Here is a 19197-nt window from a genome sequence, read left to right as displayed (position 1 = left end):
ATATTGTTTTAGCCGATAACATTGTAACAGGATAGAGACTTGATGTCTCTTTTTTTGATGCCATAAAAAAGGCGTTGCTTAGTTAGCAACACCAAATATTATAGAACCTTTTTATCTTATTTTTCGAATATTTTTTCATTTCGTTCTTTTGATAGGATATAATCTGGATTTTTGTTACCGTACTATTAAATAAAATCATAAAATTAAAAATGTATCTGATAATGAGACTGCTTTATCATTGATGTGTGAAAGCATAAAAAACAATACAGCATGAACAAGTCGTCATTTTTTTTAGAATCAATAGAAGTAAAGTTGTAAGGTAAAATTTAGCAAATTATTTTAATTTGTGAAAATAGTAATAACGCTTTCTTTTGGTAAGGAACTGTGATAGAATCCAAATTGTACAAGAAAAGATTATAACGTTAAATTGCCAAGCGATAACAATCCGTTTATTCTTGTTAAAATGTTTTTTACCCTAATTGAAAAGAGGCTTCCGAATGAATCGGAAGTCTCTTTTTGATAAGAAAGACAATTTGTGAAAAAACGGATTAGGGGGAAGGAAAAAGGTTAATTTAATTATTAATCTTATAAAATGAAGGGGATGAATAAAATATGAAATGTGAAGTGATTGTAATCAAAAATCTAATCAAACAAAATAAATTAGATTTAGCTATTCAGGAATTAATGGACTATGCGGATAAAACGGGGGCAAACAATATTGTAGTCAATCATTATTGGTCACAACAAAAATTACAACAATTAATTGAAGAACAATGCAAAGATGAATATATGCATTGGATTACCGTCTATGATTCAATTTCCCATATTGAAACTTTAAAAGCACCTTGGTTTTATCGTGATGAATTAGGAAACTTTTATAATATAAATGAAATGATACTTGAATTAACACTTAAAAAAATTGAGAATAATGTAAAATCAGCATAATTGGGGATAAGTCTGAAAAGTAGGGGAAAACAATGAGGGATGATCAGAAAAGTACACGAGAAAAACATTTGAAATTACTTGGTAAAAGTTTTCCAAGTATTGATAGTGCTGCTACAGAAATTATTAATTTAGAAGCAATATTGAACTTACCGAAAGGAACAGAACATTTTTTGACAGATATTCATGGGGAGTATGAACCTTTTATACATGTTTTAAAAAATGGTTCAGGAGTTGTAAAGGTTAAGATTGAAGAAGTTTTTCGAAATACCTTGCTAGATAGCGAGAAAAAGTCACTAGCTACGTTGGTCTATTATCCAGAACAAAAAATTGAGATGGTTGAAAAGCAATTTGACAAGATGGATGACTGGTACCGAGTTAATTTATATCGACTCATTGAACTTTGTCGAAATGCTTCAAGTAAGTACACGCGGTCTAAAGTTAGAAAAGCTTTACCAGAGGATTTTCGATATATCATTGAAGAATTGTTACATGAGCAAGAAAATGGCATTGATAAGCATGATTACTATGATGGAATCATTAATACGATTATTGAAGTCGGAAAGGCACGGGAGTTTATTATTGCCTTATCTAATCTTATTCAACGTCTTGTTATTGATCGCCTACACATTATCGGAGATATTTACGATCGTGGACCAAGGCCCGATATTATTATGGATACTCTTTTGAACTATCATAGCGTCGATATCCAATGGGGAAATCACGATATTGTGTGGATGGGCGCTGCATCTGGTCATCAGGCTTGTATCGCCAACGTTTTAAGAGTTTCAGCACGTTATAATAATTTAGATGTTATAGAAGATGCCTACGGTATCAACTTATTGCCACTTGCAACTTTTGCTATGCATGCCTATCAAGATGATCCATGTCATGCCTTTCAAATTTTAGATAATCGTAAGGAAGATTATGCGATGGGAGAATTTGAACTAATTTCCAAAATGCATAAAGCAATTACGATTATTCAATTAAAATTAGAGTATGATATCATCACGAAACATCCAGAATTTGAAATGACACATCGACTTTTATTACATAAAATCAATTATGAAGCAGGAACAATTGATTTAAACGGACAAACTTATCCACTGACTGATACCCATTTTCCAACGATTAATCCTCATCAGCCATATGAGCTAACAGATGAAGAGAGAAATGTTATTGAACGCCTAACGATTTCTTTTATTAACAGTGACAAATTACAAAAACATGTGCGTTTTTTGTTTAAGTGTGGCAGCATGTATTTAAAATATAATTCGAATCTCTTATTTCATGGATGCATTCCCATGAATGAGGATAAAACATTTCAAGAAATGACGATTCAAAATAAACGGTATAAAGGAAAAAAACTACTAGATCAATTTGAAGTTATGGCAAGAGAGGGTTATTTTAATCAAAATAATCTTGAAGATAAGCAGTATGGGATGGATATCATGTGGTATTTATGGTGTGGGGCAAAATCCTCTTTATTTGGAAAAGAATCAATGACAATGTTTGAACGCTATTTTTTAGAAGATAAAAAGCTCATGGTTGAGAAAAAGAATGCCTATTATAAGTTTCGTGATGATGAAGAAATGTGTAACTTGATTTTTGAAGAATTTGGACTTGATCAATGCGAGTCTCGTATTGTTAATGGACATGTTCCCGTTAAAAAAAAGGATGGTGAAAGTCCGATTAAAGCAAATGGAAAATTGCTTGTCATTGATGGTGGATTTTCGAGGACGTATCAACGGAAAACGGGGATTGCAGGCTATACGCTGATTTATAATTCATACGGGCTACAAATTGTCGCTCACGAACCTTTCGAATCAACGGAAAAAGCCATCGCTCTTGAATTAGATATTTTATCCACAAGAGTCGTTGTCGAAAAAATATTAGTAAGAAAGCGGGTAAGGGACACTGATGTTGGCCTTGAATTAATGGATCAGATTGATGATTTGAAATTACTTTTAAATTCCTATCGTCGAGGCTCTATGAAATTTTAAAAATCTTCTGTATAAAAGTTTGATCATTGGATAGTCTATGTCTATCGTAAACTTATTTTTTCAGTATTTCTATGTTTGAAGTGAGGTTTCCATGTCAGAGTGGACACCTCTTTTTAATAAAGGAAATAGTTTGTGAAATTTTCAAAAGTAATGATAGATAAAACAAAAGATAATTCACGAAATTAAAACTTTAATTCATTAAAATAGATTATAGTGAGAAATATAGTTCAGATGAGAAAAACTAGCCCTAAACAATTTACAAGATTTTATTTACAATAGTCAAAAAAGTAGTTGACCTTTACGCAACGTTAACCTGTATGATAAAGATGAAAGGAGGAATTTGAAGATGGAATATACTATTTTAAAGTTAGCACATCTTGCAGGGATTAGTACGAGAACGTTACGTTATTATGATGAAATTGATTTGTTAAAGCCGGCTCGAATGAGTTCGTCAGGATATCGTATCTACTCACAAAAAGAAGTTGATCAACTTCAACAGATTTTATTTTATAAAGAATTAGGCGTTGGACTTGATGAGATTAAACAGATAATCAACAATCCACAGTTTGATGATATGCAAGCTTTACAAGACCATTATCAAAAACTCCTTGAAAAAAGAAAACAGATTGATACTATGATTGAAACCGTACAATTAACGATTCAATCTCGTAAAGGAGAGATAAAAATGACAGATAAACAAAAATTTGAAGGATTAAAAAAACAATTAATTGAAGAAAACGAACAAAGATATGGACAGGAACTTCGTGAAAAATACGGAGAAGATGTCATTAATCATTCTAATAAACAATTCAAAAACTTATCAAAAGAACAATATGAAGCAATGAACCAATTATCATATGAAATTTTAGCATTACTTGAAGAGGCGATGGAGACTAATAATCCAGAAAGTGAACTCGCTCAAGTTTTAGCTAAAAAACATCATGAATGGTTAGGGTATACATGGCCATCATATAGTAAAGAAGCCCACGCAGGCTTGGCCCAAATGTATGTAGCGGACCCACGATTTACAGCTTACTATGATGAAAAAATAAAACCAGGAGCTGCACAATTTTTATGCGATGCTATCCTGGTATATACAAAATAATAAGAGAGGGACATTTCATTTGAGATGTCCCTTTTAAATATAAATATAAGAAATATTTTATGTTTTTTTGTTAAAATCTTAACAAGATATCATTTTTATATAGCCATCCTCATATGAAACAATTTATAATAGAGAATGGTTCAAAATTTTTGAAGAATTTTGACGATAATATAGTGAAAAAGTATCGATAAGCTCAAAGCTAGAAGAAGATATCACATATTTGAGGAGGGATATACGGATGGCTTTTAAAGATATTCAGCATTTTATGCGATTTTTAGAAGATAGAGGGGAATTAGTCCGCGTTAAAGCCGAAGTCGATGCCGATTTAGAAATTACAGAAATTACGGATCGAGTGTCTAAAAATTACGGTAAGGCTTTATTATTTGAAAATGTTAAAGGATCTGATTATCCTGTCTTAATTAATTCAATGGGAAGTGAAGAGCGAATGAGCTGGGCACTTGGCGTTGAAAAATTAGAAGATGTTGAGCGAGATATTGCAGATTTAATTAATATGCAAAATTATATGAAAATTCCAAGTCTGATTAAATCAGTGCCAAACTTAATGCGTTTGTTAGCTGTTTTACCTTGGAAATTACCTATTAAAGGAGCGTGTCAGGAAGTAATTGAGCATGATCCTGACTTATCCACACTTCCAGTTTTAAAGTGTTGGCCAGATGATGGAGGAAAATTCTTTACGTTACCTTTAGTTATGACAAAAGACCCAGATACAGGTGTTCAAAACACGGGGATGTACCGCATGCAGATCTTTGATAAGAACACGACAGGAATGCACTGGCATTGGCATAAAGATGGTCGAGAAATTTATGATAAGTATCGTAAATTAGGTGGTAAGATGCCAGTTTCAGTCGCGATTGGATGTGATCCAGCCTTAATTTTCTCAGCCATTTCACCATTACCAAAAATGATTGATGAAATGATGTTTGCAGGATATTTACGTAAGCGTCCAGTTAAGATGGTTAAATCGATTACAAACGATATTTACGTACCAGCAGATGCCGAATTTATATTAGAGGGATATGTGGATGTAAATGAAGCGTTACGTTTAGAAGGTCCATTTGGGGATCATACGGGGTACTATTCATTAGCAGATATGTATCCAGCCTTCCACGTGACATGCATAACTCATAAGAAAAATCCAGTTTATCCAGCGACGATTGTTGGACGTCCACCAATGGAAGATTGCTATATGAGTAAAGCAACAGAACGTGCATTTTTACCGTTATTAAAAATGATTTATCCAGAAATTGTGGATTACTCATTACCATTTGAAGGGGTATTCCATAACTGTGTCATCGTTTCAATCAAAAAACGATTCCCAGGTCATGGTAAAAAAGTGATGAACTCTTTATGGGGAATGGGGCAAATGATGTACGCTAAAATGATTATCGTCGTTGATGCTGACATTAATCCACATGATACTAAAGCTGTTGCTAAACAAGTCTTTGAAAGTTTGGACATGACAAAAGATTTAGTCTTCTCGCAAGGTCCGCTTGATGCCCTAGATCATGCCTCATCAACTGATCATTATGGTTATAGATTAGGAGTCGATGCGACTCGTAAATTTGACGTTGAAGGAACTGAATCGAAATGGGACATTAAAATCCAAGACGATATGACGGCATACTTATCAACTCATGAAAAAATATTAAATTTTGATTATCCAATGTCAGACGTTTTACAAGGATGCCTAGTTGTTTCAATCAAAAAAGAAAGCAAGGATGATGTGCGTCAGTTAATGGAAGAATTATGGTCACAAGATGCTATGAAATATAATAAATTCTTAATTGTTGTTGACGAGGATGTTGATTCAACAGATACATCAAAAGTTGCATGGAAAGTCTTTAATAATATTGATGCTATGCGTGATTTAGTCATTCGTGAGGTTCCATCTGAACAGTTTGGGCATCGTTTAGGAATCGATGCAACGAAAAAGTTAGCAATGGATGGTCATCAACGCGTTTGGCCAGATGATATTGTCATGTCAGATGATGTAAAAGAAAAAGTCACACGTAGATGGAGTGAGTATGGAATTGATTAAGAAAATAGGAAAAAAAATTAATGACTACGGAGTACTAGTCATGTTCTCACATACCATTTTCTCATTGTCATTTGCTTTAATTTCAATGTTACTTGCAGGAAATGGAAAGTTAAATTTTAGAGTTATCTTTTGGATTTTAGTTGCATTTATGTCAGCCCGAACAGGAGCGAATGCCTTAAATCGTGTCATTGATGCTGAAATTGATGCCAAAAATCCACGAACAGCAACACGTCAATTACCACAGGGATTAATGAATAAAAAAGAAATTTTAATTTTTGTTGTGATCTGTTTTGCTATTATGGTCTTTGCAGCATGGCAGTTAAATACCATTTGTTTTATCTTATCCCCAATCGCGTTATTCTTAATGACGATTTATTCATACACGAAACGTTTTACTTGGATGTGTCACTTAGTCCTTGGAATTACTTCGGCAGCAGCACCAGTTGGAGCATGGCTTGCCGTAACAGGAAAAATTTCATTAATTCCACTTGCGATGGGAGCTGCTAATACATTATGGGTAGCAGGGTTTGATATCATTTACGGTGCTCAAGATTATGATTTTGATACGAAAAATGGAATTCATTCCATTCCGGCTCGCTTTGGAGTGAAAAATGCCTTACATATTTCATCGGTATTTCATGTTTTAGCTGTCATTTTCTTACTTATGGTTGGCTTATTAGCTCCGCAATTGGGTATAATTTATTATGGCGGTTTATTAATAAATATGGTATTATTTGTAATTCAACACAGGTTAGTGAAGCCAGATAATTTAACAAATGTTAAAATCGCTTCTTATAGTATTAATCAAGTTATCAGTATTGTATTTTTAGTGACAGGATTACTTGATTGTTTAATTTAGGAGATTAATCATGAAAAAAATTGTTGTTGGAATCACAGGAGCAAGTGGTAGTATTTATGCCAAACGATTGATTGAAGAACTTGCATCAAAGGGTTACTTGGTTCATGTTATTGCGACGGATAAAGGAAAGCAAGTCTTTAAATATGAGCTCTCTTTAGATTTAAAGCAATGGATCCGAGAACTAAATCAACCAACTGTTAAGTTAGAAGATAATCAGAATTTATTTGCTGGAGTGGCAAGTGGTTCACATGGATTTGATGCTGTTATTGTGATGCCTTGTTCAATGGGGACTTTAGCAGAAATTAGCCATGGATTATCTAGAAATTTACTATGTCGTGCAGCAGATGTTGCACTAAAAGAAGGACGTAAATTAATTATTGTACCGAGAGAGACTCCGTTCAATACGATTCATCTTGAAAATATGTGTCATCTTTCAAAAGTAGGTGCTACTATTATTCCGGCGATGCCTGGATTTTACCACCATCCACAAACTTTAGAAGACTTAGTTAATTTCGTTGTAGGAAAGGTATTAAGCTATCTTAATATAAATCATAATTTATTTAAAAAATGGGAGGATACAAACTATGAAGATTAAGAAATTTTCACTAATGGCAGTAGCTTTGATGGCCACAACAATGTTAGCTGCATGTGGTGATCAAAAAGAGGAGCAAGTAACACCAACTCCTGAAGGATCAGAAACGACTGAGACAACAGAATTAACTAAATTAAGCTTTGGAGTCATGAGTTCGATTGATGTTGTTCCATTAATCATCGCACAAGATCAAGGTTATTTCACTGAAGAGGGGATTGATCTTGATTTACAAGTATTCGCAGCAGCAAAAGATCGCGATGCGGCTTTACAAGCAGGGGAATTAGACGGAGTTTTATGCGATGAAGTTGCGATTTCAATTTATCAAAATTCTGATATTAACATGCAAATCACAGGGACGACAAATGGTTCTTGGACATTAGTAGCAACACCTGAATCAGGAATTTCTACGCTAGCTGATTTAAAAGGAAAATCGATGGCGATTTCAGAAAATACAATGATTGATTATTTATCAGATTATTTAGCGATTAGTAACGGAATGACAGTAGCTGATATTGAAAAAATTGCAATTCCTGCTATGCCAGCTCGTTTAGAAGCATTACAAAACAACCAAGTGGATGCAGCTATTTTACCAACACCATTTAATGATACGGCTATTGCAAATGGAGCAAAAGAAGTAGATAAAATCTACAATGAAGATATCATGATTTCAGTGACAGCTTTCTTACAAGAAGTAATTGATGAAAATAAAGAAGCTGTTCAAGGATTCTACAAGGCGTATAATAAAGCAATCGATTATATTAACAACACAGATATCGCTGAATTTGAAGATGTAATCATCAATGCAGCAAATTATTCAGATGAAATGCGTGGAAATATCATTTTACCTGAGTACTTACACAACTACTTACCAGCTGAAGAAAATGTCCAAAAAGTATTAGACTGGTCAAAAGATAAGGGTTTATTAACTAAAGACATTAAAGCAGCTGATGTAATCAACAACATCGCGATGCAATAAGGAGGCTTTTATGATACAGGTAAATCACTTATCTGTTTCCTATAAAAGCAAAAATAAAGAGGTTAAGGCATTAGAAAATATTAATTTCACAGCAGATAGTCATGATATCTGTGCCATTATTGGACCATCTGGGTGTGGGAAGTCAACACTTCTAAATGTCTTATCTGGAATAATCAAAGAGTATGAGGGTCAAGTTCTTCTAAACGGGGAGGAGCTTAACCCTCATCTTCATAAGATAGGATTTATTCCTCAAAATTTTGGGCTTTTACCGTGGAAAACAGTCGAAGAAAATTGTTTATTATCTTTTAAAATTAAACGCGAAAAAGTAACAAATGAAACATTGAATAAAATGAATGAGATGATGAAGACATTAAATATTGATGCTCTTAACAAAAGATATCCAAGTGAACTCTCGGGGGGACAAAAGCAACGTGTCTCAATGGTACGCAGTTTCCTAATGCAGCCTGACTTACTCTTAATGGATGAAGCTTTTTCAGCACTAGATGCCATTATCAAAGAAGATGCACAGGAACTATTCTTAAAAATTTGGCAAGAAAATCAGATTAACACCTTCTTCGTCACACATAGTATCGATGAAGCATTATATATGGGAAAAAAAATTATCATCATGTCGAATACTCCAGGACAAATTACAGAAATAATTGAAAATCCACTTTTCAACAACAATCATTTCAGACAACACCCTGAATATTTAACATTATACGATCATATGAAAAAATTAATTAAAAAGGGGTGGGCGAATTGACTTCATTAGAAAAATTATGGAGCTTTATCAAAGGGTTCATCTTGTTAAATATTATTTGGATCATAGGATCGTTCTTGATGGATACTCGAAGCTTACCGATGCCAGGTAAAGTTTATTTGAATTTACCAACCCTTTTTGAAAATGGATTTTATGTTCATATCCTTGCGAGTCTGTATCGCATTTTTGTCGGACTCTTAATCTCTTTTACTATTGGCTCACTTGTTGGACTTTTGATGGGATATTCTAAGCGATGTAATAAATTATTAAACCCACTCGTCTATTTTGTTTATCCTGTCCCCAAAACGGCTTTATTGCCTGTGGTAATGACATTATATGGACTTGGGGATAAATCTAAAATCGTGATTATCGTGTTAATTACCGTATTTCAGGTCATCGTATCGGTACGCGACGCTGTTTTAAATGTAGAGGGTGAACTTTATAATCCACTCATCAGTCTTGGAGCGAATCGTTGGCAACTATTTTTACATGTTACATTCCCGGCTATTTTATCAGAGGTGTTAACGAATATTCGTCTATCAATTGGGACGGCTTTTTCTGTATTATTTTTTGCAGAAGCCTACGGAACAAAGCAAGGATTAGGTTACTTTATTCAAGATTCATGGTCGCGTATCAACTATATAGACATGTATTCAGGAATTGTCGTGTTAAGTTTAGTTGGTCTAATATTGTTCATCTTAATTGATTATTTAGAAAGTATTTGCTGTCGCTATAAACGAAATTAATTTGAGGTGAGTTAAGATGTTAGTTATTAGTGAAAAATTTAAAGAACACAACATTAAATGCCGAATCATTAAAATGGGGAACGATTTAAATATCACAATCGAAGGTGGAGATATTCCTCATATTGGAGCTGTAGCGTTAGGAATTCCTGTTGATATGCCACATGATATTTCTAAAAAGACAACCTCGGTTTCTTTACTAACAGTTCCGGGACACAAAGAAGATGATGTGGTATTAAAATGTGCGAAACGATTAGTAAAAGAGCTAGGTGTAACTGTTGTTGTAACTTGTGGAATTCATATTAAGGATATTACTTTTAATGAGATTAACGATTTACTGACACTTATTAATCAAATGATGACTCAAATCATTGGACAATTAAAATAGAGATAGGCTATTATCTATAATGGATAATAGCTTTTTTTGTGGATAAAATTATCGAGTTTTTATATAAGTTACACCTCTTTTTGATTATAATAATATTAATTGACAAAATTCGTTTAAGATTTGAGGGAAATATCATGAAACAAAGAGACATCCAGGTATTAATTATTAGTGCTAATCATGACATTGAAAAAATGTTAAAAAAAGTTTCATACGAATTTCTTCAACAATATGCTTTAAAATTTGAAACACATCGTGAGATTATAATAAAAGAATTTGATTTCATCATTATTGAGGATGATAAACATGCCCTATCACACTTAAAAGAGTTAAAGAATTGTTCATTATATGATAACAAACCTGTTTTAATTGTTGTTGAGAAAAAGAAAAATTTAGCATCATTTATTGAGATGGGAGTTCATGATTATCTTGTGAAACCTCTTCATATAGAAGAACTTAAGTTGAAAGTTAAAAGTTATTTGAGATATATATCTGTGCTTAGAGAATCTAAAAATAGTCAATTACAATTTGATGCTTTATTAAATAATACTCCTTATATGGCATGGTTCAAAAATACAGATAGTCAATATATTAAAGTGAATCGTGAGTTTAGAGAACATTCAGGTAAAGACGATGATGTTATTTTTGGGCGGGATGATTCCTTTGTATGGGATGGAAAAATTGGAGAGACATGTCGAGAGTATGATTTGATTGTCATGAATGAAAGACGACAAATTGTTTTTGAGGAAGTGATTCCCGGGAAAAAAGGATATCGTGAATTTAATATTTACAAAGCCCCGGTCGTTGATGAATTGGATGAAGTCATTGGAACAATAGGGATTGCACGAGATGTCACAGAACTTAGAAACAAAGATGCCAAACTTCAAATGATTTTAGAAAATATTCCATTTGCCATATGTTTAAAAGAATTAGATGGAACAATCATTGATGTAAATTCTAAGTTTATGGAATATTACAACAAATCACGAGAATCAATCGTGGGATATAAAATTTCAGAATTAGATAAGTCATTTAATGCGGTCATTGCTTATGAAGATCAGACTGTCATCAAAGAAGGATGTAGTCAAAAATTTATCCGTCAGTTTGAGTTACGGGGTGAGGAACGAATTGCTGAAATTTATAAGGCACCTGTTTTTGATATTGCAAATAAAATGATTGGGATTGTCGCACTGATGCGTGAGGTGACGGAAGATATTAAAACACAAGAGCATATTAAACGATTAGCTTATACTGATTTTTTAACTGGGCTGCATAATAGACGTAGTTTATACAAATATATTGAATCAGAAAAAGCTCAATTAAATTTAACAGTTATGTTTATGGATTTAGACAACTTTAAAAAATTAAATGATAGTTTTGGACATCATTATGGAGATGAGGCCTTGTTGCTGATTTCTAAAAAACTAATTTCACTTTGTGAAGATGCTTTTGTTGCTCGTATTGGAGGCGATGAGTTTGTCGTTGTGTGGAAAAATCTAAATTCTGAAACTGATTTAATGAATAAGATTAATGAAATCTTATTAGAAATGAAAACAGAGTTTAGCAAAGGAGATAAGACAAATATCATCTCAGTTAGTATGGGGATTGTAAATAGCAAAGGGCGTGATATTGATGTGGATCACTTATTACTTCAAGGTGATTTAGCACTCTACCGAGCAAAAGAAAAAGGTAAAAATCAATTCGTCATTTACACTGATGATTTAGAGAAGGAGCGGTTATTTGCACTCGAACTCGAGATGGATTTACGAGATGCTATTAAAAATAATGAAATTACGTTATTTTATCAACCTCAATATACTTGTGATAAACAACTACAAGGATTTGAGGCGTTGTTTAGATGGGATAATCCAAAATATCAGCACGTATCCATTATTGATATTATTAAAATGATTGAAGAGTGTCGTATGATTGATGAAATTGGCGATTATATCATTGAACACTCATGTCGCTTTGCAAAAAAGGTAAATGAATATTCAACTAAACTATTGGTTGTTTCGATGAATATTTCTGCTTTGCAAATTATGAATCATAATTTTGTGGATAAGTTTAAATCATTGATTGAAAAAGTTGGTGTTTCACCAAGTCTCATTGGAATTGAGATTACTGAGACAGTTTTAATGGAAAATATGAAGGAAAATACGAAGAAACTTAAAGCGTTAAAAGCGTTAGGCGTAAAGATTTCACTCGATGATTTTGGGACAGGATATTCTTCATTAAATTATTTAGTTCATTTGCCATTATCTCAGGTTAAAATTGATCAAAGCTTTGTTAGAGGAATGAGTCAAGGTGAGGAATTTATTAGATTAGTCAAATTGATCGTTAATATAGCACATACTTTATCTTTACCAGTTGTAGCAGAGGGAGTAGAGTATGAAGAAGATTTAAAATTGTTACAGTCTTTGAAGATAGATTATATTCAAGGTTATTATTTTTCAAAACCAGTCTGTGAAGAAGAAGCATTAAAATTAATTTAAACTAAAGCTCATCCTATAGGATGGGCTTTTTTTATATTCATAAGATAAGCCCCTACTTACATATAATGAGATGTACTGTATTCAAACTAGGGGAGGCGCTTAAATGTGAAGCAAAAGGTGAAAGAAATGGTGGACGCCATTTATCCGACGTTAGTTGAAATTCGACGAGATTTTCATCGTCATCCTGAGTTAGGATTAGAGGAATATCGGACATCATCGAAAATTAAAAGTTATTTGAAAGAAACAGGAATTAAAATAGATCAGTTAATTGGAGAAACAGGAATTGTAGGATTGATTGAAGGTGCATCGGACGGGAAAACAATTGGGTTAAGAGCGGATATTGATGCACTTCCGATTCAAGAGGTCAATAAAACGGATTACATATCGTTAAATCCGGGGAAGATGCATGCTTGTGGACATGATGTTCATACGACTATTTTACTTGGAACAGCATTTGTTTTACAAAGTTTGAAAGATGAGTTTAAGGGAAATGTAAAACTCTTTTTCCAACCTGCTGAGGAAACAGTAGGTGGGGCTAAGACGATGATTGAAGCGGGATGTTTAGAAAATCCACATGTTGAACATTGTCTTGGATTACATGTACGCCCGACACTACAAGTTGGTGAAATTGGATTCCATTATGGAAAATGTCATGCGGCAAGTGATACGCTAACGATTAAGGTGCAAGGAAAACAAGCTCATGGGGCTTATCCACAAGATGGAATTGACGCCATTGTAATAGCTTCTAATATTATTTTAGCACTACAGACAATTGTAAGTCGTAACTTATCCCCATTTAATTCTGCGGTCATTAGCCTTGGAATGATTGAAGGTGGTAGTGCAGGAAATATTGTGTGTAATGACGTAACCATTAGAGGGACGCTAAGAACACTCGATCTTGAAACAAGAACTTTTATGAAAAAACGAATTGTGGAAGTCGTTGAAAGTACAGGTAAAGCTTATGGGGGGAACGCCTTCGTTGAAATTGAAGAAGGGTATGCGCCATTAATTAATGATAATTACATAGTTGATGAAGTAAAAGAAGTCGCCACTGATTTATTAGGTGAGACGAATATTGTTATCTTTGACCATCCAAGTCTTGGAGTGGAAGATTTCGCATATTTTTCACAGGCTGTTCCATCTTGTTTTTACAGTTTAGGAACTTCAAATAAGAAAAAAGGAATTGAGGCAACATTACACGAAAATACGTTTGATATTGATGAGGAAGCAATTAAAGTAGGGGTTTGCTTACAAGTTTTATCAACTCTTAAACTATTACAAAACTAAGAAAGAGAGATGGATGGGGATGATTCAACCAAAAGCCTTGTTACCAGGAGGAAAAATAGGAATTGTAGCATTAGCGGGGCCCCTAGAAGTAGAAACAGTTTTTAAGGGGGAAGCGACGTTAAAAGAATTGGGATTTGATGTAGTGGTTGCACCGAGTTGTTATGAAAGAAAAGGATACCTAGCTGGCATGTCAGATCGTCGACGAGCAGAGGATTTGATTATGATGTTTGCTGATGATGAGGTTGATGCGATTTTGTGCATGCGAGGTGGTTATGGCTGTAATCGAATCATCCCATATTTGAAGAATTTTAAATTTTCAAAATATCCAAAACCATTTGTAGGATATAGCGATATTACCTATCTACATATTTACTTAAATCAATGTCATAATCTAATTACTTATCATGGTCCGATGTTGAAAGACTTGATGTTAAAGGATGAGGTGACTCTACAAAGTGCTAAGCATGTGATAATAGAAGCTAAACCTGTAGAATTAACGGATATTTCTTACTATGATGATACCAAAGATTCAGTGGAGGGAATATTAGTTGGTGGAAATCTTACAATCATTTGCTCGACGCTTGGAACACCTTATGAGATTGATACGAAGGATAAGATTTTATTTATTGAGGAAGTGAATGAGCCGGTTTATGCAATTGATCGACTGTTAACTCAACTCAAATACAGTGGCAAACTTGAAGATGCAGCGGGAATCATGATTGGTGATTTTAATGTTTTTGATAAGAAGGCTTCAGCTAAATTATTAAAAAAAATGTTAAAAGGGCTTGGGAAGCCAGTTGCTTATGGGATTGAAAGCGGGCATTGTAGTCCCCTTTTAACACTTCCTATGGGAGCAAAAGTTTGTTTAAATCCGAATGAACATCGGGTAAAAATTGGATAAAATTAAAAAGAGGAAATTCCTCTTTTTTTGTTTTTACTGAAAAAAATTTCATTTTTGCATCTATCTTGAATCCTAAAATATATATCTGTTATAATTATCAGGTTGCTTTAGTTGGGTGTCAAAATTCAACTAAATTTGTTTGATTATGCAGAAGGATGAAAGGTGGTTTTTAGAATGTATGATTTCCGTCAAGAGGGTTGGGTTGAAGCTATTTGTGGGAGTATGTATGCAGGTAAAACAGAGGAATTAATTCGTCGTTTAAAACGATTAGATTTTGCTCGTCGTCCATATTGTTTATTTAAACCGGTTATTGATAATCGTTATAGTGAAGATGAAGTGGTATCACATAGTGGATTAAAAATGCCGTCTATTCCAATTGAACATCCGATTCAAATTTTAGACCACATCACAGATAAAACATATGCTGTGGCAATCGATGAAGTGCAATTTTTTGAAGAAAATGTAGTAGACGTAGTAGAATACCTAGCGGATCGTGGAATTCGGGTTATTGTAGCAGGATTAGATAAAGACTTCCGCGGGGAACCATTCGGAACAATGCCAATTCTACTAACAAAATCAGAATTCGTAACAAAACTAACATCAATTTGTAGCGTTTGTGGTGCACCAGCTACGCGTTCACAACGTCTAATTAATGGACAACCAGCTTCATACCATGATCCAATCATCCAAGTTGGGGCAAAAGAAGCATACGAACCACGTTGTCGTCACTGCCATGAAGTAAGAGATTTACCAGATCCACTAAATTTAAGAAATAAATAAAAAGGCTGAGACAAGCGGTTAGAAGATCGTAGAAATGAAGAGAAAGTGACAGGAGCGTTTTTTGCTCCAATCAAGTTTATCAAATTTCATAGAGGAGCTGCTCGATGAAGCTAGATTACACAAACCCTATGTCACTAATGATTCTAATCCTCCTATTCTCGGATAGAATCATTAGTGACACAGGATAAGATACTCTAAAACTTCGCAAGCTCAGTTAGAGATATCTAAAAGGCTGAATCGAGTGGTTAAGCTCAGCGAAACTGAGTGAAACAAATCTTACGTCAAATGGTTCTATGCAAATAGAATCATTAAAGACGAAGGAAATTTTTATATGTATAATCTATGTGTTGTTTATAGATGAGGAATTAGATCATTTAGAAGTAAAAAAAATAAAAAAATTATTAACTTTTGTTGACAATAGGTTTTGAGTCATGTATAATTAATTTTGTTGATACGGAGGAATACCCAAGTCCGGCTGAAGGGATCGGTCTTGAAAACCGACAGTACGTGAGAGCGTAGCGGGGGTTCGAATCCCTCTTCCTCCGCCATAAATTGACATAACGTCGCACAGGAATGTGCGGCTTTTTTTTTATTTTTAAAACTCACAGTTATATAAAGTAAAAAGAAAAGAGAACTCAGGCTTCGTTTCGAGTTCTCTTTTTATATATTGTTAAAGCTATCAGATAGAATATACAGATAAAAGTTTGGGAGGTTATCGTGTTTTTATCTTTAGCTATTAACCAAATTTAGATTATTTAGAACATTTATTAATGGATTTACATCCTGAGCATCCACATCCACAACTACTTTCTTTATGATCACGGCGAATCTTACTGATAGCAAATCCCAGTGCTAGTAAAACGATTAGTGAAATGATAATAGTTGAAGGTGAGATGTTATGATTGATAATGATTGTTCCGACTTGATAGATTAGGAAGGCAACTACGTAAGCTAAACCAGTTTGGTAGCCAATCGCGATTAATGTCCACTTCCAAGATGCCATTTCACGTTTAATAGCTCCAATTGCTGCAAAACATGGCGCAGCAAGTAAAGTAAATGCCATAAATGCATAAGCACTTAATGGAGTGAATAATGAGTGGATTGTGCCAAGTAATTCAACTGACTCCTCATTCATCTCTTCACCTAATCCGAATAAGACACCGAATGTTGCAACCACATTTTCTTTTGCTAAGAATCCAGTCAATGTTGCAACAGCAGCTTGCCAATTTCCAAACCCTAATGGAGTGAAGATAGGAGCAATAATACGTCCGATTGAAGCTAAAATACTTTCACTGGCATCAACCATTTCAAGCGACCAGTTAAATGATTGTAAGAACCAAACTAAACCAGAGGCTACAAAGATAATAGTTCCGGCTTTATAGATAAATGCCTTAGCACGATCCCACATGTGGATAAATAAGCCTTTAATACTAGGGAAGTGATAAGCGGGTAACTCCATAATAAATGGAGCTGCATCTCCTGCAAATAAACGAGTACGTTTTAATAAGATACCTGAAATAATAACCATTGTAATTCCTAAGAAATACATTGAAGGTGCAACCCAAGACATGGTAGGGAAGAAAGCACCTGCCATTAGGGCGAACACGGGTAACTTAGCACCACAAGGAATAAATGGTGTTAACATAATCGTCATCTTACGATCTTTTTCATTTTCAATTGTACGACTCGCCATAACAGCAGGTACACTACAACCAGAACCAATTAACATTGGAATAAATGATTTTCCAGATAGACCAAATTTTCTAAAGACACGATCCATAATGAAGGCAACACGCGCCATATATCCACAATCTTCTAAAATCGCGATTAAGAAGAATAAAATCATGATTTGAGGAACAAATCCTAACACGGCCCCGACCCCACCAATAATTCCATCTACAATTAGGCCTGTTAACCAATCAGCCGTATTAATACTTTCTAGGAAAGTTGCTACATTTCCCTGAACAATCTCTCCAAAGAACGTGTCATTAATCCAATCCGTTGCAATCGAACCGACAGAGGTAATCGCAATATAGTAAATTCCCCACATAATCAATGCGAATATGGGAAGTGCCAGCCAACGATTTGTCAAAATTTGATCAATCTTATCTGATGGTGTTAAAGTAGAATGATTATTTTTTTTCACGCATTTACTCACAATATTCCCGATAAAATCATAACGCCCATTCGTAATAATACTTTCGCTATCATCATCAAGCAAATCTTCGCATGATACAAGCATTGATTCGATTTCCATTGTAATTGACTGAGTTAAATTTAAGGAATTCAAAACTTTTTGATCACGCTCAAATAACTTAATTGCATACCAACGTGATTGAAATGGTTTAACCTGAGCTTTAATTAAATTCGTAATATTATCGATAATTGCTTCAACATTATGGTTGAAAATCGGCTTTAAAGTAACCGTAGAATATTTTGATTCAATGACTGCCTTGACTAATTCTTTTAATCCTTTGTTTTTTAAAGCTGACATTTGTATAATAGGACAGTTTAGATGATTAGAAAGAGCTTTGATATTAATTTTTGTCCCATTTTTTTCAACAATGTCCATCATATTTAATGCAATAACTACTGGTATTCCACATTCGATTAATTGTGTGGTTAAGTAAAGATTACGTTCAATATTAGAAGCATCCACAATATTTAAAACAACATCTGGTTTTTCATGAATTAAAAATTCTCGTGTAATAATTTCTTCAGGCGAATAAGGTGATAAAGAATAGATTCCCGGTAAATCAACAATAGTAACATCTTTATGACCTTTTAAACGACCTTCTTTTTTCTCAACCGTAACTCCAGGCCAATTTCCAACATATTGATTACTTCCTGTTAAAGCATTAAATGTAGTTGTTTTCCCACAGTTTGGATTTCCTATAAGTGCAACAGTTAAACTCATCATTAGTCCCCCTATATTAGTTAGCCTAAACTAACTGCGTTATAAAAAAATTAATCAATTAAAATATTTTCAGCATCAGATTTTCTAAGGGATAGCTCATACCCACGAACCGTTACCTCGATTGGATCACCAAGTGGGGCAACTTTACGAACATAAATAGATGTTCCTTTTGTAATTCCCATATCCATAAGACGACGCTTCGTTGCACCTTCACCATTAAACTTTAAAACTTTGACGGTTTCACCAATTGTAGCTGATTTTAATGTTCTCATTATTTCATCCCCCTTAAACAAAAATACGTTTAGCCATCGATTCATCGATTGCAACGCGTGTATCTTTTACATTAACAATGAAATTCCCACCAAACTTAGAGATAACCATAACCTGACT

The 19197-nt window shown here is 33.9% G+C and carries 17 protein-coding genes and 1 tRNA gene; 15 read left to right on the top strand and 3 right to left on the bottom strand.

Annotated elements, in window-relative coordinates; genetic code table 11:
* Positions 1–612 precede the first annotated feature (612 nt).
* The 15 genes from QWC74_RS13620 (at position 613) to QWC74_RS13550 (ending at position 16438) form a co-directional block, all read left to right on the top strand.
* Entirely contained in the window at positions 613–945 is a 333-nt protein-coding gene (locus tag QWC74_RS13620) for a hypothetical protein (protein WP_006785060.1), read from the top strand.
* A 32-nt stretch (positions 946–977) separates the two neighbouring features.
* Positions 978–2945: a fructose-bisphosphatase class III gene (locus QWC74_RS13615; RefSeq protein WP_006785061.1), complete on the top strand. Its 1968-nt coding sequence runs from the start codon at positions 978–980 to the stop codon at positions 2943–2945.
* A 346-nt stretch (positions 2946–3291) separates the two neighbouring features.
* Positions 3292–4050 (top strand): MerR family transcriptional regulator, encoded by a 759-nt coding sequence (locus QWC74_RS13610; protein WP_006785062.1) that lies wholly within the window; start codon positions 3292–3294, stop codon positions 4048–4050.
* Between the two features lie 238 nt (positions 4051–4288).
* Positions 4289–6109 (top strand): menaquinone biosynthesis decarboxylase, encoded by a 1821-nt coding sequence (locus QWC74_RS13605; protein ID WP_006785063.1) that lies wholly within the window; start codon positions 4289–4291, stop codon positions 6107–6109.
* The gene (locus tag QWC74_RS13600; RefSeq protein ID WP_006785064.1) at positions 6096–6968 is read left to right on the top strand and encodes a UbiA-like polyprenyltransferase; all 873 of its coding nucleotides are present in this window, start codon (positions 6096–6098) and stop codon (positions 6966–6968) included. The genes QWC74_RS13605 and QWC74_RS13600 overlap by 14 nt, the downstream gene beginning before the upstream one ends.
* 10 nt (positions 6969–6978) lie before the next feature.
* Positions 6979–7563: a UbiX family flavin prenyltransferase gene (locus tag QWC74_RS13595; protein WP_006785065.1), complete on the top strand. Its 585-nt coding sequence runs from the start codon at positions 6979–6981 to the stop codon at positions 7561–7563.
* Positions 7553–8536, top strand: coding sequence for an ABC transporter substrate-binding protein (locus QWC74_RS13590; RefSeq protein ID WP_006785066.1), 984 nt, complete (start codon positions 7553–7555; stop codon positions 8534–8536). Before QWC74_RS13595 ends, QWC74_RS13590 begins: the two co-directional genes overlap by 11 nt.
* A gap of 10 nt (positions 8537–8546) precedes the next feature.
* Complete coding sequence (locus QWC74_RS13585) at positions 8547–9302, top strand: ABC transporter ATP-binding protein (RefSeq protein WP_006785067.1); 756 nt, start codon at positions 8547–8549, stop codon at positions 9300–9302.
* Between the two features lie 77 nt (positions 9303–9379).
* Positions 9380–10045, top strand: coding sequence for an ABC transporter permease (locus QWC74_RS13580; protein ID WP_237701277.1), 666 nt, complete (start codon positions 9380–9382; stop codon positions 10043–10045).
* Positions 10046–10061: 16 nt separating this feature from the next.
* Complete coding sequence (locus tag QWC74_RS13575) at positions 10062–10430, top strand: proteasome assembly chaperone 4 family protein (protein ID WP_006785069.1); 369 nt, start codon at positions 10062–10064, stop codon at positions 10428–10430.
* A gap of 134 nt (positions 10431–10564) precedes the next feature.
* On the top strand, positions 10565–12922 hold the full coding sequence (locus QWC74_RS13570) for an EAL domain-containing protein (protein WP_129821392.1): 2358 nt from the start codon (positions 10565–10567) through the stop codon (positions 12920–12922).
* A gap of 105 nt (positions 12923–13027) precedes the next feature.
* Positions 13028–14209 carry a M20 family metallopeptidase gene (locus QWC74_RS13565; protein ID WP_006785072.1) on the top strand — a complete coding sequence of 394 codons (1182 nt, stop codon included), beginning with the start codon at positions 13028–13030 and terminating at the stop codon, positions 14207–14209.
* Between the two features lie 19 nt (positions 14210–14228).
* Positions 14229–15110: an LD-carboxypeptidase gene (locus QWC74_RS13560; protein WP_229040133.1), complete on the top strand. Its 882-nt coding sequence runs from the start codon at positions 14229–14231 to the stop codon at positions 15108–15110.
* A gap of 174 nt (positions 15111–15284) precedes the next feature.
* Complete coding sequence (locus QWC74_RS13555) at positions 15285–15890, top strand: thymidine kinase (protein WP_006785074.1); 606 nt, start codon at positions 15285–15287, stop codon at positions 15888–15890.
* A gap of 455 nt (positions 15891–16345) precedes the next feature.
* Positions 16346–16438: transfer RNA gene (locus QWC74_RS13550), tRNA-Ser, on the top strand.
* A gap of 203 nt (positions 16439–16641) precedes the next feature.
* Here the strand turns inward: QWC74_RS13550 and feoB are convergent.
* The 3 genes from feoB to QWC74_RS13535 are packed head-to-tail and all read right to left on the bottom strand — an operon-like array spanning position 16642 to position 19188.
* On the bottom strand, positions 16642–18810 hold the full coding sequence (gene feoB / locus QWC74_RS13545) for a ferrous iron transport protein B (RefSeq protein WP_006785075.1): 2169 nt from the start codon (positions 18808–18810) through the stop codon (positions 16642–16644).
* A 47-nt stretch (positions 18811–18857) separates the two neighbouring features.
* Positions 18858–19079, bottom strand: a complete 222-nt coding sequence (locus tag QWC74_RS13540) for a ferrous iron transport protein A (protein WP_006785076.1) — start codon at positions 19077–19079, stop codon at positions 18858–18860.
* A 13-nt stretch (positions 19080–19092) separates the two neighbouring features.
* Positions 19093–19188: a FeoA domain-containing protein gene (locus QWC74_RS13535; protein ID WP_288994233.1), complete on the bottom strand. Its 96-nt coding sequence runs from the start codon at positions 19186–19188 to the stop codon at positions 19093–19095.
* Between the last annotated feature and the right edge of the window lie 9 nt (positions 19189–19197).

This window comes from uncultured Turicibacter sp., assembly GCF_938044715.1.
Classification (GTDB): Bacteria; Bacillota_I; Bacilli_A; order MOL361; family Turicibacteraceae; genus Turicibacter; species Turicibacter sanguinis.
The sequence above is the reverse complement of the archived record's forward strand: the minus strand, read 5'-3'. Positions and strand labels throughout refer to the sequence as shown.